We start from the raw sequence: 25,094 nt of genomic DNA on the forward strand, positions 1-25,094 counted from the left end.
ACTCATCTATATTTAGATAATACGTACTATTTATGTAATTTAAAAAGGAGCTTACATGAAGGCTATTAAATACGGTTTACTTATTACGGGGTTGTTTTTTCTTAGTGCCTGCACCAGCCCTCCAGAGGGAATAACACCCGTTAAAAACTTTGATATACAAAAATATAAAGGCAAGTGGTTTGAAATAGCGCGTCTTAATCACTCATTCGAAGAAGGTATGGAGCAAGTTACCGCGACTTATTCAATTAACGACGACGGCACAGTAAAGGTCCTTAACAAAGGGTATTTAACGGATGATAAAAAATGGGATAACGCCGAAGGCTTAGCCAAGTTTGTTGAAGGCACTGACACCGGACATTTTAAAGTCTCGTTTTTTGGTCCATTTTATGGCGCTTATGTGATTTTTGAACTTGACCAACCTGATTATCAATATGCATTTATAACCAGTTACAACAAAGATTACTTGTGGTTTTTGTCGCGTACACCAACGGTTAGCAAAGAGCTTAAAGAACACTTTTTAACTAAAGCTAAAGAGTTGGGCTTTGCTACCGATGAAATAATTTGGGTTGAGCAATAAACAATGTAAAGCCCCTTTACAGTAGTAATAAAAGAGTCATCTAACTGTAAAGTAACTTAAATATATTATGGTTATATTGTGTGTACTTGCCGTGAGACAGCAAGTATTAGAAACACTGAATATCCCCTATTGTTGGCAAGCTATATAGCTTGCCATTTTTTTTGCCTAATATATGGGAAAGTAACGGATCATGTTTTTACTAACTAAGGCTAGTTTAATGCTAAAAACAACCCACTTAGTACAACTAACACGCTATTTAAAACACTAAACCACTTTACGTAGTCTACTAAAAAATTATAAAAAATCATTATAATTAAGACACTTAGGCTCATAAATCCACAAAATAGTAATGCTCCATATCCACCTTGAGTAACTATACAAAGCACCAAGCTTAGTAAAATACTGATCCAAGAAGCTAATAGCAGCTTTTTACGTTGGGATTCTGTAGGGCGTTTTTTAAATACATCTTTAAAATGATTATACTTAGCCAGCGCAAAACAGTTAAAACTGAGCAGGCATAGGCTAAACTCAAGTAAATCAATCATGGTTTTTGCCTTTTAAGGTTATTAGATTGACTAGGGCTGATTATTTTTGAGTTGTTTTTAGCAGTACGTAATTTTTCGGTTTGTATAAAAAACAATATACTAAATAACAAAAACAGTGCATCAAAAGTAAATAAAGCCCACTGTTTGTGCATCAAATAGCTAACTATATTACCGTTAGTTGTAAGTGCATTAATAACCGGTACGCTTAAACATGCAACAGCATTTATAGCTGCCATAACTCGCCATTGCAGTGTGTCGCGCTTTATAAGTGCTAAAAGAGCAACCGCTAGCCATGTTAAAAAGAACGCGAGTATTTCTTTATCGGCGCGCTCTGCGGTAGTTGGGCTAAGTAGTCTGTTAGCAATAAAAAATGCACACGTTGCCAGTGGAAGTCCCATAATAGTGGCTAGGTTTAGCCCTTCAACTAGTTTTAAACCAAACGAAGGTTTAACGTTATTTTTAGTTCGCTCGCGAATTCGCTTAGCCCACATAATACAGCCAGAGCCAATCATTACACAGCCTGCAATACCGCCTAATACGTATAACCAGCGCAACAACCACGTAGCTAAACGCCCTGTATGCATTGAATTAAGTGATTCGTAAAGCGCTTTGCTGCTAGTTAGCTCGTCATCAGTTTTAGCGACCATTTGCCCTGTAGCACCACTAAATATTAAGCGTGGTGCTTGGTCACGTAGTGTTTTACCTGCGCTTACCAATACGGTAATTGTTGAAGCTGCCATATTTGGTTGATTAACTTGTACGCGAGTAATATCTGCATGAGGCCACTTAGTATAAACCTGATCCAAAATACGTTGAATCGGCACCATTGATGATTCGCCTTGAGCTTTATCGGTCATGGTGTTGCGAGGGGTTACATCGTTAAAAAAACCACGCATGCCGTCATCATAAGAGGTTTGCGCAGGGTAGGGAAACAACATAAATATAAGTGTAATTATACCCGAATAAGTAATCATTAAATGAAAAGGAAGGGCAAGCACTGAGCTTAAGTTATGGGCATCTAACCATGTACGGCTACCTTTGTTACGCCTAAAGCTAAACATATCTTTAAAAATACGCTTATGAATAACCACCCCCGATATAATGGCAATCAGCATAAAAAAGCTAGCAAAGCACACAATCCAGCGTGCGGTTATTGCATCCATGTAATGTAAATCATAGTGCAGCCGATAAAAAAAGTTACCGCCTTTAGTATCTACAAAGGGCTCAAGCTCTTGCATGGTATTAGGGTTTAGCTGTGTGTTTTCAAACCGGCTGCGGCGCTGACCTGGCTCTTTTGGTTTTGCATAACCATAAATTAAATAAGGAATGCGTGGCTCGGGTAATGTAATACGCCAGCTTGATGAGTGAGCTCCATGGTTAGCTAAGTAATCAAATCCGGTAATTATTTGTTGTTTTTGCGCTTCTATACGCTGTGTTTGGGCTTGCACATTATGAATAGCTGGTTGATTCCATAAGGTTATTTCGTCTCTAAAAAAGCTAAGAGTCCCTGCAAAAAATATTAAATATAATAACCAACAAACGAGTAACCCTACCCAAGTGTGCAACCAAGTCATCGATCTGAAAAAGCTGTCTTTCATACCCAACCCTTCAGTAATGCAAGCAATCCAATGAACGCTCCCGTACTTAGTAAAATACTGATCCACACTGTTTTTAATGATTTAACGCTAAAGGCATAAATAAATACTACGGCATAAATTAAAATGCTGATTGAAACACTAAACAGCACAGCGTCTTGTTTAGCTATTGGCAACACAAGGCTTAATAACGCAGTGCTTGCAGAGGTAAAAGCATAGCCACCAATTATGGCAATAAAAAAACGTAAAAATACCAAAACTCGATAACTGCTTACGCTTTTTACTATAAGCGCAATCACGTTAACCTTATCGAATGGCGCACTGTGCAAAGGTGCCTGCATAGTTAATTAATCCCTTTATTTAAAGCTGAGAATAAAACAAAGGCGCTATTATATATGTTACAAATACAAAAGATAGTTATTCTCATTTGTGACATTTAATTTTCAAGTAAGTTATGCGTACTTAGTAAAATACTGATCTGATATTATTTAATGATATTGCACAGGCTCTATGTAAAGCTTAAGGTTAATAAACTGGGTAAAAATAAAGAGTGAATAACGATGAGCGATCACGAAAAACTAAATTACGTTGAGTTTCCTGCATGCGACTTACCCGCAACTAAGGCCTTTTTTAGTCGTGTATTTAATTGGCAGTTTACTGACTACGGCCCAGAATACACGGCGTTTAGTGGCCAAGGGCTTGATGGTGGCTTTTTTAATGCGCCGCTTAAATCGCTAACTCAAAATGGTGCTGCGTTATTGGTTTTTTATAGTAACGACATTCACGCTACGTATAAAAAAGTACAACTCCATGGTGGCACAATATTAAAACCTATTTTTGAATTTCCGGGTGGTTGCCGGTTTCATTTTGCAGAGCCGAGCGGCAATGAGTTTGCTGTATGGGCAGAGCAACACTAGGTTTTACAAGGCTTGTAGCGCGAATGAGCTTAAAGATCACGATTTTACTAACTAATCGCCATTTTAGATAAAATAAACCGATTTTTTACCAACTCATTTATCCTAAAAGGCCATTTAGGATAAATATTAAGCATTTAAGGCCAAATAAACATGAATAGTCACCAATTAATAGACCAAGTTAGTAAATGCGTGATCTGTGAACCTCATTTACCTTTAGGGGCTCGTCCTGTTATACAATTTAACCCAAACGCACGCATTTTAATTGCAGGCCAAGCACCTGGAATCAAAGTTCACGAAACAGGTGTGCCGTTTAATGATGCAAGCGGAAACCGCCTACGAGAATGGCTCGGGCTAACAAGGGATGAATTTTACGATGCTAATAATATAGCCATTTTACCTATGGGCTTTTGCTACCCGGGTAGGGGTAAGTCGGGTGATTTACCACCGAGAAAAGAATGTGCCCCTGCATGGCGCGAGCAATTATTGGCTGCACTACCAAATATTGAGCTGACAATAGTGCTTGGTAAATACGCGCAGGCATATCATTTACCAGAGACTAAAAAAATGCCACTTACGGAGTTAGTAAAATCGTGGCGTGAGTATTGGCCAAATTATTTAGTGCTTCCACATCCGAGTCCGCGTAATAATATATGGCTTAAAAAGAACCCATGGTTTGAACAAGATGTACTTCCAGAACTGGGTAAACGCATTGCTACTATTTTAAATAAGTAATGCTTCTAGCATTAGGATTTATTGTAAAGGGGCGTTACAGTTAACTTAAAAATTAACACTCTAATTAAATACAATAACAAACGAGGCTGTCTAATTTGAATGCATCTATATTAACCGAAGTAATACTGCCGCTCGCTCTTGCACTTATTATGTTTGGTATGGGTCTTGGGCTCACAACAACCGATTTTACTCGTCTATTTAAAAACCCGCTTGGCATTGTCATGGGTTTAATAGGCCAACTTGTAGCAATGCCTTTATTAGCATTAGGATTGTGTTATTTACTTAACCTATCAACGCCTATCGCTATTGGATTAATGATATTAGCTGCTTGCCCCGGCGGTACTATGTCAAATGTAGTAAGTCAGCTTGCTAAAGCTAATTTAGCGCTTTCGGTAAGTTTAACCGCTGCCTCTACCGCAATTAGTATAATAACCACACCGTTTATTATTAGCTTTGCTATGAGTCAGTTTGCCCCAGCAGACGATGCTACTTTTTCTATTTTAACTACTTCATTAGGGCTATTTTTTATTACCTTAGTGCCAGTTGCTATAGGCATTTGGTTGCGTCACTTTAATAGTGATTTTGCCATTAAAGCAGAGCCGTTTTTTAGACGCTTCTCGTTGTTTTTTATGCTTATGATGATTGCCGCACTAGTAATAAAAGAGCGCGATTTATTAGTTAACTCATTTAACGACGTATTTTGGGCGTGCATAGCGCTTAATATTGGTTCAATGGTTGTTGGTTGGTTAATTGCTAAGTGTTCAAAATTAAATTTAACTGATTCGCTGACGCTTTCAATTGAGGTTGGAATTCAAAATGCATCGTTAGCTATTTTAATTGCTATTAGCTTTTTAAATAAACCAGAATACGCAGTTACCGGTGGCGTGTATGGCCTTGCCATGTTTATAGGGCCACTGCTATTAATTGGCGGGTTAAAGCTTAAAAATAAACGCACCGCTAGGGCTGTTAACTAGGACTTTTAATTAGGGCATGTTGACCAAGTTACTTTAATTTATGGCTGCAGATAACGTAGCCTTAAATTCCAGTCTAAAAATACCACCTGTTAAATGTATGCACTGCACTCGTCGCGCCAACAAGTTGTAGGCTTACAAAACACTCTCAAGCTTGAATATTGCACCAGGCGCTGAGCTTGCTCGCGCAAGGAGCGAAGCTCCTAATTACTAAGGCGCATTTTAGAGGAAGGTAAGAGTGTAAGTAATACGGTGAAAAACAGTTAATTATGTGGTTACTAAAACTGCGCCTCAAATATGAGGCGCTACTTTAAAACTTACTATTTGGTTTGCATGTTTTTAGCGCGTTCTTCTGCATCTATTAATGCTTGTGATTTAGGCGCGCGTTTTTTCTCTTCTATTTTGGGCTTTTCAGTTGAGTCAGGATCCCAGCTTGAGTCTAACGACAAGTTAGCAAATGGATTGTTACTGTCTGCTTTTTTAGGCTCACTTACTGGCTCATCAACTTGCGGTGTTGTTTGTGTTTGCTCAGGTGTTGCGCTTTGTTTTTTAGGCATCGGCTTTTCACCAGGTAATGGTGCATCTGGGTTAAATGTACGTACCTCTGGTTCTTTAAAGTCTTGCTCTGTTGTATATGTAGTCGATTGAGCGTCAGCTATTTGCTCTGGTGCGTGTAAATCTACAACCGGCTCACTCGCTGTTACTGGCTCAGGAGTACTAATAACCGGCTCTACAGTGTTGTGTTCGGCTTCTATTGGCGCAGGCTCCGTTACTTGCGCTGTATTGTGCTTACGTTGTTTTTTTTCAGGCTTTGCATCTGGGTCAAAGTCGCGTACTTCTGGCTCATTAAAGCTGCTGGCATTTTTAATACGCTCTAAGGTTGTTTTTGCTGCAGCTTCAAACTCGGCTGTATTAGGCTCAGGTTTTTGTTTTACTTCGTTAAACGTAGCGGTACTTGTTTGCTCTAAAGTATTTGTTGGCTCTATTTGTGCAGGCTCAATTTCGCTTGTTTGCACTTGTGTAGCTACGTTGTTTTGCTCATCTGAAATTTGCGGTGGTGTATGTTCAATATCAGCATTTTGTGTAGTGTTCGTAGGCTCTAAAGGGTCTTCATTTGCCTCTACGCTGCTCTCAACTGGTTTATTATTTTGTGTTACTTCGTTGATGACGACAGGCTCAATCTCTGGCTCTTTTGTTGTTTTAGTTTCAGGTTTCACTGGCGTAGCAATTTTTTCTGATTTAACTTCAGGTGGAGCCGCCATAGTAGGTTCTGCCATCGCTTTACTTTGTTTTGCACGGCGCAGGCGCACGACGACCATAGCACCAATAAGTATCACTATAACAAGTATTAAAGTGGGTAAAAGTAATGAGCTTGTGCTTTGTGCTGCACTTTGCGGTGCAATAACTGGCGCTGGTTTACTTAACACAGGTGCAGGTTTTACAGGTACAGGCTTTTCAAGCGTAGGTTGCACGCTTTGCTTTGGCGTCGCCGGTTGTACTTGCTCTATTGCGGCTTCGCTTTTTTGTTCTGTAACTACTTGCTCAGGTACTGCTGTTGTTGACTCTGCATCAATTACTATTTCGTTACTGTTGGTATTTAGCTGATCGTTAATTTGTTGTTTTTGATCATCAGTTAAATTAAGTGTTTGCTCGTTGATGCTATTTTTAATAGCTTCTTCAGTGGGTTCAATTACAGGGGCAGGTTCAACAATTTTAGGTTGTGGCTGAGTAATAATGGCTGGCTCTGGCTCTATTATCTGTGGCTTTGGTTGTTCTTGAATTTCTTTTGGCTTATTACAGTTGTTTTTGTAATCACGCGCTGCCTTACGATATTTTTGACTCGCTTTATTATTACTATTTTGCTGCATTTCTTGTTTAATTAAAATGCACATAGCTTCGTTGTATGCAGCACTTTGCGCACTATAAAATAGGGCAAAGCAAAGGTTAAATCTAATTAGTTTTGATATCATAAAGTTATGCGCGCTTAAATATTAATAGTTTGATTTTAAGCGCAAAATTGAAAATTATCCAGAGTAATACGACTAATCAATAACCATAAGGCTGCGATATTCATCGTAAGCAAATTGGTCGGTCATACCGCTTATATAATCTTGAATTAATCTACAGCGATAATAAAATTCATACGCTGCAAAGTGATCGGGCTCTTCTTGCATTGCATCTATTGCGTGTTGGTAACTATTTAAGTGCTTTTTAGAGAGCTTTTTAACAAGTCGCGACTCAATTAATAAACGCGAATCACCATTTAGAGCGCGCCTAAAGTCATCGCTGTTCAATTGAAGTAGTGGTTTGTAGCAATCGAGTAAGCCATTAATTATTCTATAACCTTGCAGCTCTAATTTTTCGACTTCTTTATTTGAAAAAACATGCTCAAGTGCAACTTGCTTTAGCATTTTGGTTACAGCGTGTAGATGGCTCCTATCTTCTAAAAGTGCTTGGTTAAAATCGCCATGATAAATAGGTTCTATGTTCTCAATAAAGCGTTTTGCAGCATGTCCAACTAGCGGATGTAAAAGTGCTACGCGCAGGTATATAAAAAATTCGCTGTTAAAGTTATACGGTTGTGCTTTGGCGCGCTCATGTGCGTAGTCAACTGCTTTATCTACAAAAGTTTGGTGCTCTGTGTCGTCTATTGTTAGGTTTATGAGTGCTTTTTTATAATGACTTTTAAGCTGTGTACATAAGAATTCGGTGCTTATGATCCCTTTTTCAACAGCATCCTCTATATCGGCTAGGCAATACGAAATGTCGTCGGCGGCTTCCATTATATAACTTGCTGGATGGCGGCAATATTGCTCAATAGTGAGCTCTTTTTGTAGCGCTTCAACAAAGTTTTTTTCGCTGTAGTAGTAACCCACTTTCTTCATTAAGTAGTTTTTATTTTGCGGTATATCTTTTGTATCAAGACCTGCAGGTCGAGTGTATTTTAAAATACCAGCACTTTGGCTGTAAGTTAAATTAAGCGTTTGCAACGAATGAATTATACGTATGCCTTGAGCGTTGCCTTCAAAGTTACAAATATCAAGCGCAAGGTGTTTAAAAACAACACCTATACCTGTATTGGGCTCTTTGCAGCGCTCGGGTGTTACGCTTGCTAGGTTGTTATTAAACCAGTGGTTTATTGCCGCTTCACCAAAATGTCCAAACGGTGGGTTGCCTATATCGTGCATTAGGCAGGCCATTTCTACTAAGCTTTCTAGGGGGCGCTCTAAATCGGTTAAGCCGTAATCTTTTTGTTGTTGGTAGCTTAAATTTGCAAAAATACGTTGCACTATAAAACGACCAACCTGTTGTACCTCAAGCGAGTGAGTTAAGCGCGAACGAACAGCTGCGTTGCGTTCAAGCGGAAACACTTGGGTTTTTTGCTGAAGCCTGCGAATAGCGGCACTGTTAATAATCCGGCCACGGTCGCTTTCTAGCGCCATTTGTAAGTTAGAGGTTGTGCGATACATTCGTGCTGGCGTTATTTTTTTACTAAAATCTATGGTCATCTTTATACTTGTCCTTTTTTACAATTGATGACTGGCATAGTTTTTAGCACATAGTCATTTGTCTTTAATATATAGGGTTTAATCTATCAGTTTGTATCATAAAGTAACAACTTGCTTTAAAATAATTTTTTGAGTAATTGTTGTGCATTTATAGGTGTTTATAATGAAACGGTGGATTTTAAAGGCAGTATCAATTTGCCTAATGTTAGGAATGAACAGCGCATTTGCTGCAAAAGAGCAGACTGTGGTGCTTGTATCAATTGATGGCCTGCGTTGGGATTATATTGAAAAGCACGGTGCGCCAAATTTAAAAGCAATGGCCGAGCGCGGTGTTCGCGCACAAAAACTAATACCTGTTTATCCAACTAAAACGTTTCCTAACCATATTTCTATTATTACGGGCTTACTGCCGGTAAACCATGGCATTGTTGATAATAGCTTTTGTGATAAAGCGCGTAAAAACGACTGTTACAGCATGGGCAAAGCATTGGGCGATAGCACTTGGGTGAAGGGGATTCCGCTTTGGAATTTAGCAAAAATGCAGGGACTTAAATCGGCTACTTATTTTTGGCCTGAGTCAGATGCGTTATTTAACGGCATGACACCAGATTACTTTTATCACTATTCTAAATACAGCGATTACCAAAGCCGTGTTGATCAAATTATTCAGTGGTTAAGTTTACCAAAAGCACAGCGCCCACGTTTTATTGCGAGTTACTTTTCGCTAGTTGATAGCATGGGCCATGAGTTTGGACCAGACGCACCACAAACGCGAGATGCAGTTAAACAACTTGATGAATTAATGGGACAATTACAAACCCGCTTAAGTAAATTAGAGCAGGAGGTAAACTTAGTTATTGTCTCGGATCATGGTATGACGAGTATAGATCCAGATAAAAGCATTGATGTAACCACACTGCCTCAAGATGAAAACTTTTTAGTTAAAAACACCGGTCCACGTTTACTCATATACACTCAACCCGATGCAATAAATGCAGATATAGCCGGCTATAAAGCTCGTTTACAAAAAGCAGCAAACGGTCGTTATACAGTATTAACTGACGAACAATTAGCAGCGTATCATTACAATAAAGGCACTCGCGTAGGCGATATTGTGGTGCAAACTACAGCGCCAGCGGTATTTACCAATGGTAAAAAACCAACCTATTTAGGGACTCACGGTTATGCATATACCGAGGATATGGCAGCATCATTTATTGCTGTAGGCCCTGCATTTAAACAAGGTGTAAGCCTTAAAGAAGTGAGTAACCTTGATATTTACCCAGTACTTGCAAAAGTGATGGGGCTTAAATTGTTAAATAAAGTAGATGGCAATGGTAAAACATTAATGCCAGCAATTAAGCAAAAAGTGGTTGTGCATTAGCTTAATTTATAAGAGCGCGTAAGCGCTCTGCAGGGAAGAACATGTTAAAACTTTAAAGTGGGCTATTTAGCCCACTTTTTTATTGGGCAGCTTATTTAAAGTTAGCAATACTTGTTTTTGTAGCAGTAACCGTACGAATTGCATACGCTTGGTTTGTAATACCAAATGCAATACCGTTTACGCTCCAGTTAGGGTTAGAGAAGTAATCGTACTGAGTTGCGCTACCGTAAACGTGCGGGTAAGCCATAATACTTGCAAACTCATTTTGTACGCCATGACCCATGCCATCTACATATACACCGCCAGACGTGTCACCTTGTTTGCGTGAATGCGCTAAACCTTGGTTATGGCCAAGTTCGTGTACAAATGTAGTTGCACCACAATCAATTGCAGTGATTGAGTACATACGGCTGCTCATTGAGCTATATAGATTGCCATTAGTGCCTTGGCCAACCCACGCTAAACCACATGAAATAAGCCCATTGCCAGCACTTTGGCCAGTACCTAATACGGCAATCATGTCGGCCTTCCAATCGCTGCGTAAGCCATCTACGTAGCTGCTATTTGTAACCGAATCTAACCAATCCTCAGACGGCGTTACTGCGTAGTCACCTAAGTTTTGTTTGCCAACTAAGCGTAGTGTTATATCAACGCCATTTTGGCTATATACCTGATTACTAAAAGCAATTAGTTGATTTATTTTAGTGTCAATATTACTAGTTGCAGCAGCTGATTGGTCGGTATATAAAATACCGATATCGATTGTTTCTGCTTGCGCAACACTTGCTGCACATAATGCCGCAGCCAGTGCGGTTGTTGTGATTACTTTTTTCATTATTGTATTTCCTTACTCTTGTTGTGGTTGGAACTTGTTTTTAACTTGGTTGAGATCATAAAAAGCAGACACACTAAAGCTGCCTTATAGTGCGGCTTTAATTGCTTTTTATATTTTTTGGTTAGCCATCAATTTTTGGTGCAAATATATCGATGCTTTTATCTGATTTGGGTTTTGGTGCGGTTACTTCATGCTCTATGTGGCTTTTATATAAATCGCGTTTTGCTGCAATCCATCCGTACTTACCTTTACTTTCGAATACATAATTGCCAGAAGGTGCAGTAAATTGGCCATATACGGCATCTTTACCTACCGTTAAAACGGTATTATGCATGCGACCGTCAACACCCACTATTTTACCAAATATGCTCTTATCGCCATTTTCAGACTCAACCACATTAGTCACTTCTGCGGTGAATGTTTCGGCTGTTTGCGGAATAGCTAAATCAAAATTTTCGCCAGTCTCTAACGCCTGTAAAGAATTTAAATCAAACTCAATATAGGCCTCGTTATGTAAGTCGGTAGGTAAAACTTTTGCGTTTATAAGCACTTGCTTTGCTTTGTCTGATAGGCGATTTACGGCATCAAATTCCTCAAACGGTAAGCTGTTGTCAGGGGCAACAATGGGTTTAACGGTAATGGGATCTTTACTCATATCAATAGGTGCAGGGGGATGCGTATTGCGCGTTTTTTGTAAATCAATAGGAACAAAATCAATAGCAACAGGCGCGATAGGTTGGCCCGTTTCATCTGCATTAAAAAATAGCCCATAAACTGCAAATGCCGATAATGGTATAGCAATTAGTAAGACGACAGATCTCTTCATTTGTTTCTCTTTTAGTGTTTTTGGTTAACTATTTGTTACTTTTTATATTATTAAATGGATTAGATCAAGATAATAAATGTAACCGAAAAGAATTGTTTCTTAATTTTATAATTCCTTATAAAATATAAGGATATTTATTTTTGGTGTGTTTTTTGCTCTTTTTAGTATTGGTTTTTAGTAGTGTTTACGCGGGCTTTGGCTCAGTTACAGGTACTTGTTTGTTTGGTTAAATACAATGGTTAAAAGTGACTTTTTAACGTTAATTACAATGAAAAATAAAAAGTGAATTTATTTCACCTTTTGTAAACCAATCGCTAATTGCAATGTAATTATTGGGCACGTATGTTGTGTGCTGCATAAATGCATTACGAGGAATTTATGAAGGTGTCTGATCAGTTGCTTAACCGAATTACAGCAGGACTTGTGGCTGTAATTATTGGTTTTTCGAGTTCTATTGCATTAATTTATCAGGTAGTGATAACCCTTGGTGGTACGTCCGATTTAGTAGCTAGTTGGATTTTAATGCTCGGTTTAGTGATGGGCACAACGTCAATTGGTTTATCGTACTATTACAAAGTACCTGTTTTAATTGCGTGGTCTACCACAGGAGCTGCATTACTTATTTCAAGTGCCCAAGGGTATAACTTAAATGAGGCTATTGGCGCGTTTATGCTCAGTGCATTGCTCGTGTTTTTGTCGGGGGTGACGGGCTGGTTTGAAAAAATAATGAACCGTATTCCAAGTGAGCTTGCATGCGCCATGTTGGCCGGCGTGCTTGTTACCTTTGGTATCGATGTGTTTAATTTTATGAACGACATGCCTTTAGTAATTGGCTTAATGGTCGTTATGTACTTTATTGGTAAACGCTTTTTTGCCCGCTTTGCTATGTTAAGCGTGCTTATTATAGGTGTATTACTCGCTTGGCAAATGGGCCATATTGATACCAGCGCACTGCACTGGAAAATGAGCGAATTTGCTTATATTGAACCCGCTTTCCACTTGCAAGCATGTATTAGTATAGGTTTACCACTTTATATAGTTACCATGACTTCGCAAAATTTACCGGGTATTGCGGTTTTAAAAGCACATAAATATAAAGCGCCTATATCTGCATCTCTTAATGTTACTGGCTTTGTAAATATGCTTAGCGCTCCTTTTGGAGCCTACTCTATTAATTTAGCCGCTATTACCGCAGCTATTTGTATGAGTGATGAAGCGGATAAAAATCATGATAAACGTTATTGGGCGAGTATAGCGGCTGGCGTATTTTATATTTTAATGGCGATGTGCGCAGCTACATTAGTTGGCTTGGTAGCAAGTTTACCGCAGGCACTTATTTTAGCTTTGGCGGGCATTGCGCTGTTTGGCACCATTGCTAATAGTTTGCAGCAAGCCCTTAGTAGTACTGAATATACTGAGGCCGCAATAGTCACTTTTTTAGTAACTGCATCTAACTTAACATTGCTCTCAGTAGGGTCGGCTTTTTGGGGGATTATAGCCGGTGTGCTAACGCTTATTATCACCAGGAAAGACTAAAAACTGTGAATATGTAAAGCGAAATTATTGCTCATATAAATGATTAAAATAGTTTAACCAAGCTTATTAAAAAGGCTGCAATTGCAGCCTTTAGTTTTACAAACAGGGTTTATCTAATCATAAGTATGATGGCGAGTTACGCTAAACCGATTAAGTATATGGTGCATAACATACACAACACATAAGCTTAAGATTATAGCCACAGATACCGAACTAAACCGGTACATTGCACTATAAACAAGATCTTGGCCTGGCCCGAGTGAATTTCCAAACAAAATACCAAATGTAGTCAATACACCAAAACCAATGCCAGGTATGCCTCCGCCTAAAATATGAAAGCGCGCAAAAACAAACGAAAGTATCCATAAAATAGCCATCGGAAAAAGTAAAAAATCAGAGTGACTATACAAAAATAGTTGCGATAGTAACGCTGCATTACAGCCTATAAGCGTTCCAATTGCTCGCTGCCAACCAGCCATACCTGCGGCTTTCCAGCACAATGAAAACAAAATAAGCACAGAAGCTGCCTGCGCAGATATTGAGTCTTGTAAATCAAGAACCTGAAAAACAACAAAAGAGAGCGTAGCCACGGTTGAGCATAATAATACCTCATGGCGAATACTTTCTTTTGCTTTAGCTGGCATTACTCGCCCGGGCCTTGCGGTTACATCAGGAAATAGGCCATGCATTAATGCTCCAATAATAACGGTTAAAAATATAGCCAAACCATTAGTTAAGATTAACGGATAAATACTGCTTCCTTGATCAACATAGCTGGAAAAATGTAGCTGAATAGAAAGACTGATCACGCCTAAAGCGCCAAATAAAAAGGCACTACCGCTACTCATTTTATGAAATAAAAAGCAGAAAACACCAAACACTAACAATGTCATAACGACTGGCAAGTGAGAAAACAATCCCTGCATTATCAGCACTATAAGTGCGCTAAATGCAGCAGATGCTATAAATTGATTTATAAGCCCACGACTTAACGTAGGTACCATGCCCAATATCAACATAGGATAAACGGTAAAAAATATACCATTGGGCCAGTTCATTAATTTACTAATAGTAAAGCCAAGGGTACACCCACCTGCAATGCGCAGTGCTTGGCGAAGGCCGTTGGAGTCTAATTGTGGGCCTTGGCTAACAATTTGAGTCATAAAGCCTCCATTAATAAATGTAGTGTAACCAGCTAATAAACCTGATTTGTGCAGAGCCAAACCATTGCCCAATTGTTGATTCTGGTAATAACTGTACTGTTGCACGTGAGCCACTAGGCATGTTTGCTATTAAGTCTTGATGATTTATGAGCTTTAAGTGAATGCGTTGACGCTGTGCATCACGCACCCAGCGATTACTGGTTTCTGTTGTACTTAGTAAACCATTAGCATTAAGTTGACCACTGCTAACGCCTGCTTCAAATGTTTCAAGTATTGCGTCGTAAACTTCACCTGGACGGCTATCAAATACTACGCGCGCTTGGGTGCCTTGCTTCATATTTGAGAGTGACTTTTCTCTAAAGTCGGCAACTAAATCTGCCTTTTTAGCAACAATAGCTAATAATGGGCTGCCTGCAACTGCGTATGCGCCGTCTAATAATTGTAAGTTAGCAACTACGCCGTCACTTAATGCGCGCACTTTTGTGTAGGATAAATTTAGCTCAGCCTGTGCTAACTGGTTAGCAGCGTGGCGCATGGCTAAGTTTTTGTTACCTGAGTCACCTCTAGCTAAAACCGCTTCAGCTAACTGCGCTTCAAGGGCTGCAACATTTGCTTTACTCGCTTCAAAATTAGCACGAATGCTTTCAAGTTCTTGCTCCGATATAGACTTTTGCTTATAGAGCTTTTCGCCTCTGCTTTTTAATAGTTTTTGCTCATGCTGTTTAGCGTTTGCAGCACTTATTTGTGCCTCAAGCGCTTTAACATTGGTATCAAGGCGTTTATTTTGTAATTTGGCATCATCAAGGGCGAGTTGAGCTTGTTCTTTAGCTAAATTATATGGGCCTTCATCGATACTAAATAATATATCGCCTGCTTTAACTGATTGGTTATTACTAACTTGCACACTAGTGACTCGGCCACTAATTTGCGGTGATATTTGCACAACAGGGTGATAAACACGTGCTTGTGGTGTCACAGGCAAAACCATATCGGCCACTAAATAGTAAATAAATACTAAGATAAACCCTATGAGAGAAAACCTTACATAGCGTGCAAACTTTTGATCCGGTGTCATTTTTAGCCTTACTTATTAACTTGAATACATTTAAGGGCGTTTTGCTCCATTTTGATCAAACCAAATGCAATCGCATCTAGTTGCTCAACAGATAAACCGCTGTATAACTGATTTTTTATATCGGAAATAGTCTCTTGCAATGAATGTAAAATGGCATCACTTTGCTCAGTAAAATAGAGTCTTTTACTGCGCTTATCATGTTTGTCTACACGGCGAACAATTAACGATTGCTCCTCTAATTGCTTAAGCGTACGAGTCAATGAAGGCATTTCTATCCCTAAGCTATTAGCAAGCTCAAGTTGTGTTAGTCCCTCACCACGCATACTAATATGCATTAGTGCAGTCCAGCGCGATTGAGTAAGCCCTAAAGGCTCAACCGCAATGGTTACCGCTTCGCGGCATAAGCGATGAACTCGGCCCATATTACCGATAACAGTTAAATCGAGCGTTTCGTGAAAAGGTTTGTGTGTAGGCATAGCCATCCCAACATAGTTAGCAAGCTAACTATTTTATCATTACTTAGCTTGCTAAGTAAATATGCGTAAGTGCGGGAAGTGGCAAAATATTTGCTAAACCTCACTTGTAAAAATGGTGAGGTTTAGCAGGAGTTTAAAAGTTAAGTAAATTAGCTGGGGAGTATTGATCGGTAAGTACTTTTGTATCTGCGGGCCAATCTTGATCGTTTTTAGTAAATTGCATAAATTGGCTAATCGCTTTTATGTCTATACCGTATTTTACTAATTTAGGGGCGAGAGCATTTAAACGCGTGTTAATTTGCGCTTTGCTCGGCATTGATTTAAGTCCCGCTAAAATAATACGGTTACTACGATTTTCGCGACTTACATTTATAAAGTCGCCAAATACAGCGTGGTAAGTTGCCGACTCATGTTCATAAAGTTTACTACTTGAAAACGTATTTGCAGCTATAACACCGCCTTCGGCTAATACGCTTTGTACTTCTTCAAAAAACTCTTTAGTAAGCAAATGCTCTGGAATATAGTCGCCGTTAAATGCATCCAAAATAATCCAATCGTACTTTTGTTTTTTAATTGCGGCACGTTTTATAAAAATACGGCCATCTTGCACGCTTGATGTCACTAAATCGTTTTCTATAAAGTTAAAGTAATCGCGTGCAACTTTAGTTACTGCGGGATCTATTTCAACATTATGAATTTTTGCAGTGGGGTATAGCTCATGAATAACGTTAGAAAGCGTACCGCCACCTAGCCCTATAATAAGTACATTTTTAGGGTTATCGGCTACTAAAAGGCTCGCAAAAGTAAGTTTAGTGTAGTTAAAAACAAGTTTGTCGGGATTGTTCTTATACATACAGCTTTGGCTTGTTTGGCTACTTTTAGTATTAAATTTAAGGCAACGTAAGTCGCTCGTTTCTTCAACAATAATATTGCGATAAAGCGAGCGCTCTTCGTGGATAACTTTACTGCACGCAAAACCCGAAAATGCAATTAACGGCAGTAGTAAATATTTAAGCATGAGCAAGCTCCTTATTATTAGCCAAGGTATTAATTACAATCGCGACTAAACCCAGTGACCCAAGCGTTAGAGCAAAGGCGCTAATAATAGTATTTACGTCAAACGCGAGTACAAAGTAAAACGAGGTAATTATAGTACCCAGTGCACTGCCAAGCGTACTTACAAAGTATAAACGCCCAGCGACTTGGCCGCTTTTATCGCTATCTGTTACCAGTAAGCGCACAGAGTAGGGCGAGATCATGCCTAAAATAACGGTAGGTATAAAAAATAAAGCAGTTGAAGCTAAGAGTGAGCCGTAGCGGCTATCTTCAATATGGGTAAATATAAATTCCATTATTGGCTGCGAAAATAATGTAATAGGCACCACCATAATGCTGGCTATTAAAAATATTAAACCATATTTGGTAAGTGATGCATTTTTAGTGCTGAGTTTACCGCCAAGTAAATACCCAAAAGATAAACTAAGCATAAATACTGTAATTATACTGCCCCAAATATGTACGCTACTACCAAAAAAAGGGGCGAGAATTCTCCCTCCTAAAAGTTCAATCCCCATAATGCAAAAACCGCTGCAAAAAGCTAAAAAGTAAATTAACGCGTTTGTTTTTATGCTCATGTAATTATCGTTATGTAACTTAAGTAGAACACTATACTAACGTGATGACACGGCAGTCGCTAGTGCATTAATTAATCGCTCAGTGATTTTTTAAAAAGAAGTTTTGTTATAAAGTAACACATGCTACAATTTTGTTATACTATAACACTTGCTTAGTTAATCAATCACATGAAGTACTCTTTAATTTATTTAGCCTGCCTAGGAATTAGTGCGCCCAGTATTGCGCAAGATCAAAAAGAAGAAATCGAAAAAATATCTGTCACTTATAAACAAGCTTATCGCGGTGATATTCCTCAAAAGCAAATGCCACAATCTATAGTTAGTATTAATAGTGCTGAGCTTAATAAAAAAGGAATTACTCAACTACAAGATGCGCTTGATTTTTCAGCTAGTATTTCACGTAAAAACAATAGCGGTGCATTGTGGGATAGCTTTTCTATTCGTGGCCTTTCGGGTAACGAAAATATGCCATCGGGCTATTTAGTTAATGGCTTTAGCGGTGGGCGTGGTTTTAGCGGCCCGCGTGATGTATCTAACATTGATTACATTGAAGTACTAAAGGGCCCTGGTTCAGCACTTTATGGGCGTTCAGAGCCAGGCGGTACTGTAAATATTGTAACTAAAAAGCCACAGTTTGATTCACAAGGCGAGATAAAACTAAGCTTAGGCAGCGACAGTTTTAATCGCGTTGAAGGCGATTACACCAGCGGCATTAACGATACCACCGCGTTTAGAATAAATGGCGCATGGCAAGATAGTGACAGCTACCGCGATGAGGTATACACCAATAAAAAGGTGATTACGCCGTCTATATATCATCAAATAAACGCATCGACCAGTGTAACTTATGAGTTTGAATACGTAGATTTAGCTCAGCTATTCGACCGCGGTGTTGTCGTACTCGATAACGATTTTGACACCGTACCAAGCTCGCGCTATTTAGGTAACCCAAACGATGGAGACACGCAGGTTTACTCTCGAGGCCACCAAATTACGCTTAACCACGATATTAACGACGAATGGTCACTCGTTGTAGGTGCAAATTATCGAGACTCTAGCTTAACGGGTTTTTCGTCAGATGCAGAACTTGCACCGTCACGCCAATCGTTATTTGACGATGGCCGCACACTTACCCGCCAGCAGCGCTATCGCGACTACGAAGTAGAAGATTTAAGTGTAAAGTTTGAGCTAAGCGGCAGTGTAGACACAGCCGGTATTACGCACCATATGTTAATAGGTGCTGATGCATACAAGTACGATTTACGCACGGCGCTTTCTCGCTATCGAGGCGGTAACGGCACTTATACTGTTGATATTTTTGAGCCAAACTACGATGTTGAACGCCCAGCAGTAAGCTTGCTTTACGAAAACGACGAAGAGCAAAAGGCGTACGGTATGTATGTTCAAGACCAAATGGATATTACCGACAGATTTAAGCTATTAGTGGGCCTAAGGTTTGACAACGTAGACCAAGATATTTTAGAAACAAACAGCGGTGTATTTTCAACCAGTTCTGAGAGCCAAATAAGCCCACGCGTTGGCGTAGTGTATGAACTAAATAATACTATAACCTTTTACAGCAGTTACTCTGAAGGCTTTTTACCACTGAGCGGTACTGATGCAAACGGCGACCCGTTTGGCTTTGAGTACAGCGACTCGTTTGAAGTTGGTGCTAAGTTTGAATACTTAGGTGTAAACGGTACTGTGGCATTTTTTGATGCTTCTAAAAGTAATATGTTAGTAGCAGACCCTGTAAACGTTGGTTTTTCGGCTCCCATTGGTAAAGCTGATAGTAAAGGGGTTGAGCTTGATTTAAATACCTATATTACCGATGCAACAGCATTTAACTTATCGTACGCCTATATAGATGCCACCACAGCAAACGACATTATTAATGCCGATTGGGGCGTGCCAATAGAAAAAGGCAGCCCACTGGTAAATGTACCAAAAAACAATCTAAACCTTACACTTAGCCATCAAACAGCATTAATGGGTAAAGAGCTTGAATTTGGTGCAAGTTACCAATATACCAGCAGCCGCCTAGGTGATGCCGCAGATTTGAGCTTTAGACTACCAAGTTACCAATTGGTCGGCCTGTTTGGTCAATTAAATTTAACAGATAAAACAGAGCTAAATGTGAGCATTAATAACATTTTTAATGAAGACTACGCTCAAAGTAGTTACAACGCTTTGTGGGTTTATCCGGGGGCGCCTACGCAATTTAAAATGTCGATAGCTTATAATTTTTAATAGCTTAGCTTATTAAGCTTTTAAACAGTTTTCATCCTGAAGCGCCTTAATTTAATAATTAAGGCGCTTTTTTATTTAAATTAAGGTTTCTTAAGTTTTCTTTAAGTTTCGCTCGCTAAGTTACAAACATACAATTTATATGAGCGATGTTTATGCAATTAGCACACCTACCTTCATCACCCGTTTATATTCAAAATAACTCACGCTTTGTTAGTGCTCGCGTTAATGATGAGCATAGAAGTGCGTTAGAAAACACAGTTAAAGAAGGGTTTTTAGTCGCTTACAACGCCACGCTTACCTCTTTTATGCCATTACTTTGCCAATACACGACAAACGAAGGGCAATGCACATTGGGTTTAAGGCAAGCAACATCTCATCTATTTATAGAGCAATACTTAGCACAGCCCATTGAGCATTTTTTACCTGAGAACACTCAGCGTAATAAAGTATTTGAGCTTGGCAATCTATGCTCTACACATCGCAAAGCAACGCTTGGGCATTTTATTGTTGTTAATGAAGCCCTGCAAAGTTTAGGAGCAAAACATTTAGTATTTTGCGCCACTAAAAAAGTACGTGCGCTGCTGCGCTTATTAGGCGTTAACTGCACTGAAATTGCTGTGGCAAACAGTTTTGTTGTTGAGCATCCGCTAAATTGGGGAAGTTACTACGCTAATCAGCCTACCGTATGTGTTGTGAGTTTAGAGCAAGCTCACCAACAAGTATTAAATACCCCAATGCTTTATAGTTTGATGCAGCAAAACCACTCAAATATCAATTCTTTGGTAAATGCATTGGTGAATGTATGAATTATTATAATACCCATGCAGTATCGCCATTAATTATTGCCCATAATAAAGAGCAAACACTTGAAATTAACGGTGGTGAGTTTAACCAGCAAATACAAAAAATAGTAAAAATACTACAAAGCTTTAACGGCAGATGTATTGCTTATAAGCTCGATAATACGCCAGCTTGGCTTGTTATTGATGCAGCTGCTGCAGTTTCTAATAAAGTGGCTGTGCCAATTGCTCACTTTTTTAGTGAACAACAAACTCAATATGTACTAGCTCAATGTGGCGCACATTTATTTATGAGCGACACGGCAAACCCTTTACTTGGGGAGCCGACTGCATCGATTACTTTATTTGAGTTTTACACATTATATATTTACGAAATCGTTGTAGCTAACCCCGGCAGTTATTTTCCAGAAACTCAAAAAGTAACGTTTACATCAGGATCGACTGGGCAACCAAAAGGCGTGTGTTTATCTGCAAAGAGCCAAATGCAGGTAGCTCAATCTCTGTGCGATAAAATTAATATTAAAAAGCCTGTGCATTTATGTTTATTGCCGCTTGCTGTATTGCTTGAAAATATAGCCGGTGTGTATGCCCCTTTAAAAAGTGGCGGTACAGTGCATTTAATGCCGTTAAATGAATTAGGCTTTGTTGGAACTACATTAAAACAGCCCGCACAGCTTATAGCTGCTATTGATAAAGTTAAGCCAAATACGCTTATTTTAGTGCCTGAACTATTAGCATGCTTAGTTACTTTTGCAGAAGATGGGTGGCAACCGCCTAGTTCGTTACAGTTTATTGCAGTAGGTGGTGCGCTTGTCAGCGAAATGCTATTAACCAAAGCGCGTAGCTTAAATTTACCGGTATACCAAGGCTATGGGCTGTCTGAGGCGGCATCTGTAGTTAGTTTAAATACACCCACAAACGATAACATCCACAGTGCCGGCTCTGTGTTACCTCATATTCAAACCAAAATTGAAAATGGTCAGCTTTTTATAAAAGGCGATTTGTTTTTAGGTTACTTAAACCATCAACCTCACAACAAAAACCAGTGGTATGCAACCGGCGATCTAGTCGAGCAGCGTCAAAATACTTTATTGATAAAAGGCCGATTAAAAAATCTAATTATTACCAGCATGGGGCGCAACATCAGTGCCGAGTGGCCTGAATCACTATTACTCAGTCAAAGCGGTATTTTACAAGCGGTTGTGTTTGGTGAGGGGCGACCTTTTCTCAGTGCCATTATTTACGCCGATACAAAGCTAAGTAACCCAGTGTTAGCGCAGTACATTAAGGCAATTAATAAACAACTACCCGACTATGCTCGAATTCAAAAGTGGCATCGTTTAGCTGCCCCATTAAGTGTGCAACAAGGATTATTAACAACAAATAATCGCCCAAAACGAGATGCCATAAGTAAGCAGTACCATGCCGTATTTGATCAATTTTACCGACTCGGAGAAGTAATTAATGAGTGATTTTTTTAACACCCTTAAAGAGCAAACTAAACAAGAGCAAAACTACCTGCTTGCAGCGCCGATTATCCAGCGTGTTTTTAAAGGCGAAGCATCACTTGAAGAATACGCCTCGTTTTTAGCGCAAGCGTATCACCATGTTAAGCACACCGTGCCATTAATGATGTCGGTTGGTGCACGATTAACCGACGATCAAGAATGGCTGCGCGAAGCGGTCGCAGAATACATTGAAGAAGAGATTGGTCATCAAGAGTGGGTACTTAATGACATTGCAGCCTGTGGTTTTGACAAAGAAACAGTACGGTGTAGTCAGCCGCAATTTGCTACCGAAATGATGGTGTCGTATGCGTACGACTCCATTGCACGTAAAAATCCGTTGAGCTTTTTTGGCATGGTGCATGTGCTTGAAGGCACTTCTATAGCGCTTGCTGATGGCGCGGCTTCAAACATTGCAAATGCTGTGGGCTTACCTAAAAAAGCATTTAGTTATTTAACCTCTCACGGCGCGCTTGATATAGAGCATGTAAAGTTTTTTGAAAACCTAATGAACCAAATAACAGACGAGGCGGATCAGCAAGCCATACTTCATGGTGCAAAGTGCTTTTATCGTTTATACGGCGATATATTTCGTGGACTCGATGACGAACCATTTTTTAAAGCACGTGCACAAGGCAAATTGGCATGAGTAGTTCTTTGTGTGTGCTCACTGGTGCAACAGGCGGAATAGGGCAAGCGATTGCTAAAGCCCTATATGCAAAAGGGTGGAAGTTACTGCTTGTAGGGCGAAATACCCAAGCCCTTGAAAAACTGAGCCGTGCATGCCCAGACAGTGAAATATTTACGGGCGATTTAACCGACGATACAGCACGTATTAACCTAGCAATAAAAGCTAAGCAACTCGGCGGCGTTAAATTACTTATTAATAATGCAGGTATAAATACAATGCAAAGCCTTGAGCACACAAGTAATGAGCAAATAGATAATATACTCGTTACTAATTTGTCGGTGCCTATTAAATTATGCCAGCTATTTTTAGGGCAGTTAGCGTATACCAAAGGTACTATTGTTAACGTGGGATCATCGTTTGGCAGTATTGGCTACCCGTTTCAAACGCTTTATTGCGCCAGTAAATTTGGTTTACGTGGTTTTACAGAAGCGCTCTCGCGTGAGTTGAATGGTTCAGGCGTTAAAGTGACCTATTTAGCACCAAGGGCAACAGATACATCCATTAATAGCAGTAAAGCGCGGGCAATGAATAAAGAGCTTGGTAATAAAATGGACTCGCCAGAATTAGTTGCTCAAGAGTTATTAGCACTTATAAGTTCAAACCAAACAAGGCGCTTTATTGGTTTTCCTGAAAAATTATTTGCACGCATAAATGGCGTATTCCCAAACGTTGTTGATAACGCTATTGCAAAGCAACTTCCTAAAATTAAACGTTTTTTAAGTTAACAAACACACAAAGGCAAAATTATGTATAAATTTACACTCGCATTTTATTTAATACTAACCTCTGTATTTGCAACTGCAGTACACGCAGATGAAGCGCAAGACTTAACCGATATTCAACAAAAGTGGGCAATTGCTAATTACGAACTTGAAGACGATGCGCAAATAGACGCGTTTACACAACTAAGTGAGCAAAGCGCATTATTTGTTAAAAACTATCCAAGCTCAGCGCAAACACATATTTGGAATGGCATTGTGTTAGCTAGTTTTGCTGGCGCAAAAGGGGGCTTGGGCGCACTTGGTTTAGCAAAAGAAGCAAAAGCGTCACTCGAAAATGCACTTTCAATAGATGGCACTGCATTAAATGGCTCCGCTTACGCAAGCCTTGCAACGCTTTATAGCAAAGTACCTGGTTGGCCAATTGGTTTTGGTGATGACGACAAAGCTGAAAAATTATTTAAACAAGCGCTCGCTTTTAATCTCGAAGGCATTGATACTAATTACTTATACGGTGAATACTTGTATGACGAAGGCGATTATAAACAAGCTAAAGCGCGACTACTTGTAGCGCAAGCTGCTGGGATTCGTGATACTCGGGCAAAAGCAGATAAATATCGTCAACAAGCAATAAGTCAGTTATTGGCAAAAGTAGATAAAAAATTAAAAAGATAAACAGATAATGCATTTATTACTCGTTGAGGACGATCATTTAGTGGCGCAAGGGCTTATTCGCTCTTTGCGCCAAGAGAGCTACAGCGTAGAGCACAGTGGCACAGTAAAGCACGCCTTAGAGTGCCTTTCTAGTGGTGAGATTGAGCTTGTTATTCTCGATTTAGGATTGCCTGATGGCGACGGCTCGCAAGTTTTAAAGCATATTAAAGCGCAAAAAAAAGTAATACCGGTGGTTATTTTAACTGCTCGCGGCAGTATTGACGACAAAGTCCAAGGGCTTGACATGGGCGCTGACGATTACCTTGCAAAGCCGTTTGACCCCGCTGAGCTATTTGCCCGTTTACGTGTAGCAAGCCGGCGCATTAACCAAACGCAATCATGCTTATTGCGCTGTGGTGATGTAGTAATGGATACTTCTGCTCATACAGTTAAACTAAGTGGGCAGTCACTTACACTACCGCGAAAAGAATATATGCTTTTAAAAGCGCTGATGGAAAATCAGGGAAGGGTACAGTCAAAACAACAACTCGAAAACAAACTTTACCAATGGGGTGAAGAAGTTGGCTCTAATGCCATAGAGGTGCATATTCATCATCTTCGTAAAAAATTCCCTAGTGATTTTATTAAAACCTTACGTGGCATTGGCTACGTGGTTGGTAAGCGTTAGAGTGTATTTGTT

25 protein-coding genes are annotated in these 25,094 nt (G+C 39.5%); 13 read left to right on the forward strand and 12 right to left on the reverse strand.

The window, feature by feature from the left end; all coding sequences use genetic code 11:
• Nucleotides 1-55: 55 nt before the first annotated feature.
• Nucleotides 56-577, forward strand: a complete 522-nt coding sequence (locus H5115_RS01095) for a lipocalin family protein (RefSeq protein WP_182753183.1) — start codon at nt 56-58, stop codon at nt 575-577.
• Between the two features lie 209 nt (nt 578-786).
• On the opposite strand, the gene H5115_RS01100 is transcribed toward H5115_RS01095, so the two are convergent.
• From H5115_RS01100 to H5115_RS01110, 3 genes are read right to left on the reverse strand one after another with little or no spacing between them, the layout of a single operon-like run.
• Nucleotides 787-1,122 (reverse strand): DUF3325 domain-containing protein, encoded by a 336-nt coding sequence (locus tag H5115_RS01100; RefSeq protein ID WP_182753184.1) that lies wholly within the window; start codon nt 1,120-1,122, stop codon nt 787-789.
• The gene (locus H5115_RS01105) at nt 1,119-2,720 is read right to left on the reverse strand and encodes a PepSY domain-containing protein (RefSeq protein WP_182753186.1); all 1,602 of its coding nucleotides are present in this window, start codon (nt 2,718-2,720) and stop codon (nt 1,119-1,121) included. The genes H5115_RS01100 and H5115_RS01105 overlap by 4 nt, the downstream gene beginning before the upstream one ends.
• Nucleotides 2,717-3,058 carry a hypothetical protein gene (locus H5115_RS01110; protein ID WP_182753188.1) on the reverse strand — a complete coding sequence of 114 codons (342 nt, stop codon included), beginning with the start codon at nt 3,056-3,058 and terminating at the stop codon, nt 2,717-2,719. The genes H5115_RS01105 and H5115_RS01110 overlap by 4 nt, the downstream gene beginning before the upstream one ends.
• 219 nt (nt 3,059-3,277) lie before the next feature.
• Between H5115_RS01110 and H5115_RS01115 the strand changes: the two genes are divergently transcribed.
• The 3 genes from H5115_RS01115 to H5115_RS01125 all read left to right on the forward strand — a co-directional run bounded on the left by H5115_RS01115 (nt 3,278) and on the right by H5115_RS01125 (nt 5,340).
• Nucleotides 3,278-3,634 carry a VOC family protein gene (locus H5115_RS01115; protein WP_039488837.1) on the forward strand — a complete coding sequence of 119 codons (357 nt, stop codon included), beginning with the start codon at nt 3,278-3,280 and terminating at the stop codon, nt 3,632-3,634.
• A gap of 150 nt (nt 3,635-3,784) precedes the next feature.
• On the forward strand, nt 3,785-4,366 hold the full coding sequence (locus H5115_RS01120; protein WP_182674566.1) for a uracil-DNA glycosylase family protein: 582 nt from the start codon (nt 3,785-3,787) through the stop codon (nt 4,364-4,366).
• A 95-nt stretch (nt 4,367-4,461) separates the two neighbouring features.
• Complete coding sequence (locus H5115_RS01125) at nt 4,462-5,340, forward strand: bile acid:sodium symporter family protein (RefSeq protein ID WP_182753190.1); 879 nt, start codon at nt 4,462-4,464, stop codon at nt 5,338-5,340.
• Between the two features lie 317 nt (nt 5,341-5,657).
• Here the strand turns inward: H5115_RS01125 and H5115_RS01130 are convergent, their stop codons facing one another.
• Together H5115_RS01130 and dgt are read right to left on the reverse strand one after the other, a co-directional pair.
• Entirely contained in the window at nt 5,658-7,307 is a 1,650-nt protein-coding gene (locus tag H5115_RS01130) for a cell surface protein (protein WP_182753192.1), read from the reverse strand.
• Nucleotides 7,308-7,379: 72 nt separating this feature from the next.
• On the reverse strand, nt 7,380-8,846 hold the full coding sequence (dgt, locus tag H5115_RS01135; RefSeq protein WP_165743992.1) for a dGTPase: 1,467 nt from the start codon (nt 8,844-8,846) through the stop codon (nt 7,380-7,382).
• Nucleotides 8,847-9,009: 163 nt separating this feature from the next.
• On the opposite strand from dgt, the gene H5115_RS01140 reads away from it, so the two are divergent.
• A complete protein-coding gene (locus tag H5115_RS01140; RefSeq protein ID WP_182753194.1) occupies nt 9,010-10,230 on the forward strand; it encodes an alkaline phosphatase family protein in 1,221 nt (406 codons plus the stop codon).
• 91 nt (nt 10,231-10,321) lie between these two features.
• Here H5115_RS01140 and H5115_RS01145 read toward each other — a convergent pair whose 3' ends face one another.
• Together H5115_RS01145 and H5115_RS01150 are read right to left on the reverse strand one after the other, a co-directional pair.
• Complete coding sequence (locus H5115_RS01145) at nt 10,322-11,065, reverse strand: zinc-dependent metalloprotease family protein (protein WP_182672736.1); 744 nt, start codon at nt 11,063-11,065, stop codon at nt 10,322-10,324.
• Nucleotides 11,066-11,186: 121 nt separating this feature from the next.
• Nucleotides 11,187-11,891, reverse strand: a complete 705-nt coding sequence (locus tag H5115_RS01150) for a hypothetical protein (protein WP_182753196.1) — start codon at nt 11,889-11,891, stop codon at nt 11,187-11,189.
• A gap of 378 nt (nt 11,892-12,269) precedes the next feature.
• Between H5115_RS01150 and H5115_RS01155 the strand changes: the two genes are divergently transcribed.
• Entirely contained in the window at nt 12,270-13,427 is a 1,158-nt protein-coding gene (locus H5115_RS01155) for a benzoate/H(+) symporter BenE family transporter (protein WP_182753198.1), read from the forward strand.
• A gap of 113 nt (nt 13,428-13,540) precedes the next feature.
• Here H5115_RS01155 and H5115_RS01160 read toward each other — a convergent pair whose 3' ends face one another.
• From H5115_RS01160 to H5115_RS01180, 5 genes are all read right to left on the reverse strand, one after another.
• On the reverse strand, nt 13,541-14,590 hold the full coding sequence (locus H5115_RS01160) for a DUF2955 domain-containing protein (RefSeq protein WP_138490145.1): 1,050 nt from the start codon (nt 14,588-14,590) through the stop codon (nt 13,541-13,543).
• Between the two features lie 10 nt (nt 14,591-14,600).
• Nucleotides 14,601-15,665: an HlyD family secretion protein gene (locus H5115_RS01165; protein WP_182753200.1), complete on the reverse strand. Its 1,065-nt coding sequence runs from the start codon at nt 15,663-15,665 to the stop codon at nt 14,601-14,603.
• 8 nt (nt 15,666-15,673) lie between these two features.
• Complete coding sequence (locus H5115_RS01170; protein WP_002959150.1) at nt 15,674-16,141, reverse strand: MarR family transcriptional regulator; 468 nt, start codon at nt 16,139-16,141, stop codon at nt 15,674-15,676.
• 133 nt (nt 16,142-16,274) lie between these two features.
• Nucleotides 16,275-17,159 (reverse strand): spermidine synthase, encoded by an 885-nt coding sequence (locus H5115_RS01175; RefSeq protein ID WP_182681881.1) that lies wholly within the window; start codon nt 17,157-17,159, stop codon nt 16,275-16,277.
• The gene (locus H5115_RS01180) at nt 17,152-17,775 is read right to left on the reverse strand and encodes a fused MFS/spermidine synthase (RefSeq protein ID WP_039488814.1); all 624 of its coding nucleotides are present in this window, start codon (nt 17,773-17,775) and stop codon (nt 17,152-17,154) included. Before H5115_RS01180 ends, H5115_RS01175 begins: the two co-directional genes overlap by 8 nt.
• A gap of 168 nt (nt 17,776-17,943) precedes the next feature.
• On the opposite strand from H5115_RS01180, the gene H5115_RS01185 reads away from it, so the two are divergent.
• From H5115_RS01185 to H5115_RS01215, 7 genes are all read left to right on the forward strand, one after another.
• Nucleotides 17,944-20,025, forward strand: coding sequence for a TonB-dependent siderophore receptor (locus tag H5115_RS01185; RefSeq protein ID WP_182753201.1), 2,082 nt, complete (start codon nt 17,944-17,946; stop codon nt 20,023-20,025).
• A gap of 152 nt (nt 20,026-20,177) precedes the next feature.
• Nucleotides 20,178-20,831: a thermostable hemolysin gene (locus tag H5115_RS01190; protein ID WP_182753203.1), complete on the forward strand. Its 654-nt coding sequence runs from the start codon at nt 20,178-20,180 to the stop codon at nt 20,829-20,831.
• A complete protein-coding gene (locus tag H5115_RS01195) occupies nt 20,828-22,297 on the forward strand; it encodes an AMP-binding protein (protein ID WP_182753205.1) in 1,470 nt (489 codons plus the stop codon). Before H5115_RS01190 ends, H5115_RS01195 begins: the two co-directional genes overlap by 4 nt.
• Nucleotides 22,290-22,979 carry a TenA family transcriptional regulator gene (locus H5115_RS01200; protein WP_182674828.1) on the forward strand — a complete coding sequence of 230 codons (690 nt, stop codon included), beginning with the start codon at nt 22,290-22,292 and terminating at the stop codon, nt 22,977-22,979. The genes H5115_RS01195 and H5115_RS01200 overlap by 8 nt, the downstream gene beginning before the upstream one ends.
• On the forward strand, nt 22,976-23,746 hold the full coding sequence (locus H5115_RS01205; RefSeq protein WP_182753207.1) for an SDR family oxidoreductase: 771 nt from the start codon (nt 22,976-22,978) through the stop codon (nt 23,744-23,746). Before H5115_RS01200 ends, H5115_RS01205 begins: the two co-directional genes overlap by 4 nt.
• A gap of 21 nt (nt 23,747-23,767) precedes the next feature.
• Complete coding sequence (locus tag H5115_RS01210) at nt 23,768-24,415, forward strand: hypothetical protein (RefSeq protein ID WP_039488809.1); 648 nt, start codon at nt 23,768-23,770, stop codon at nt 24,413-24,415.
• Between the two features lie 7 nt (nt 24,416-24,422).
• Nucleotides 24,423-25,082: a response regulator transcription factor gene (locus H5115_RS01215; RefSeq protein ID WP_182672726.1), complete on the forward strand. Its 660-nt coding sequence runs from the start codon at nt 24,423-24,425 to the stop codon at nt 25,080-25,082.
• The last annotated feature ends 12 nt before the right edge of the window (nt 25,083-25,094 follow it).

Source organism: Pseudoalteromonas sp. SR44-2 (assembly GCF_014163745.1).
GTDB classification, from domain to species: Bacteria; Pseudomonadota; Gammaproteobacteria; order Enterobacterales; family Alteromonadaceae; genus Pseudoalteromonas; species Pseudoalteromonas distincta.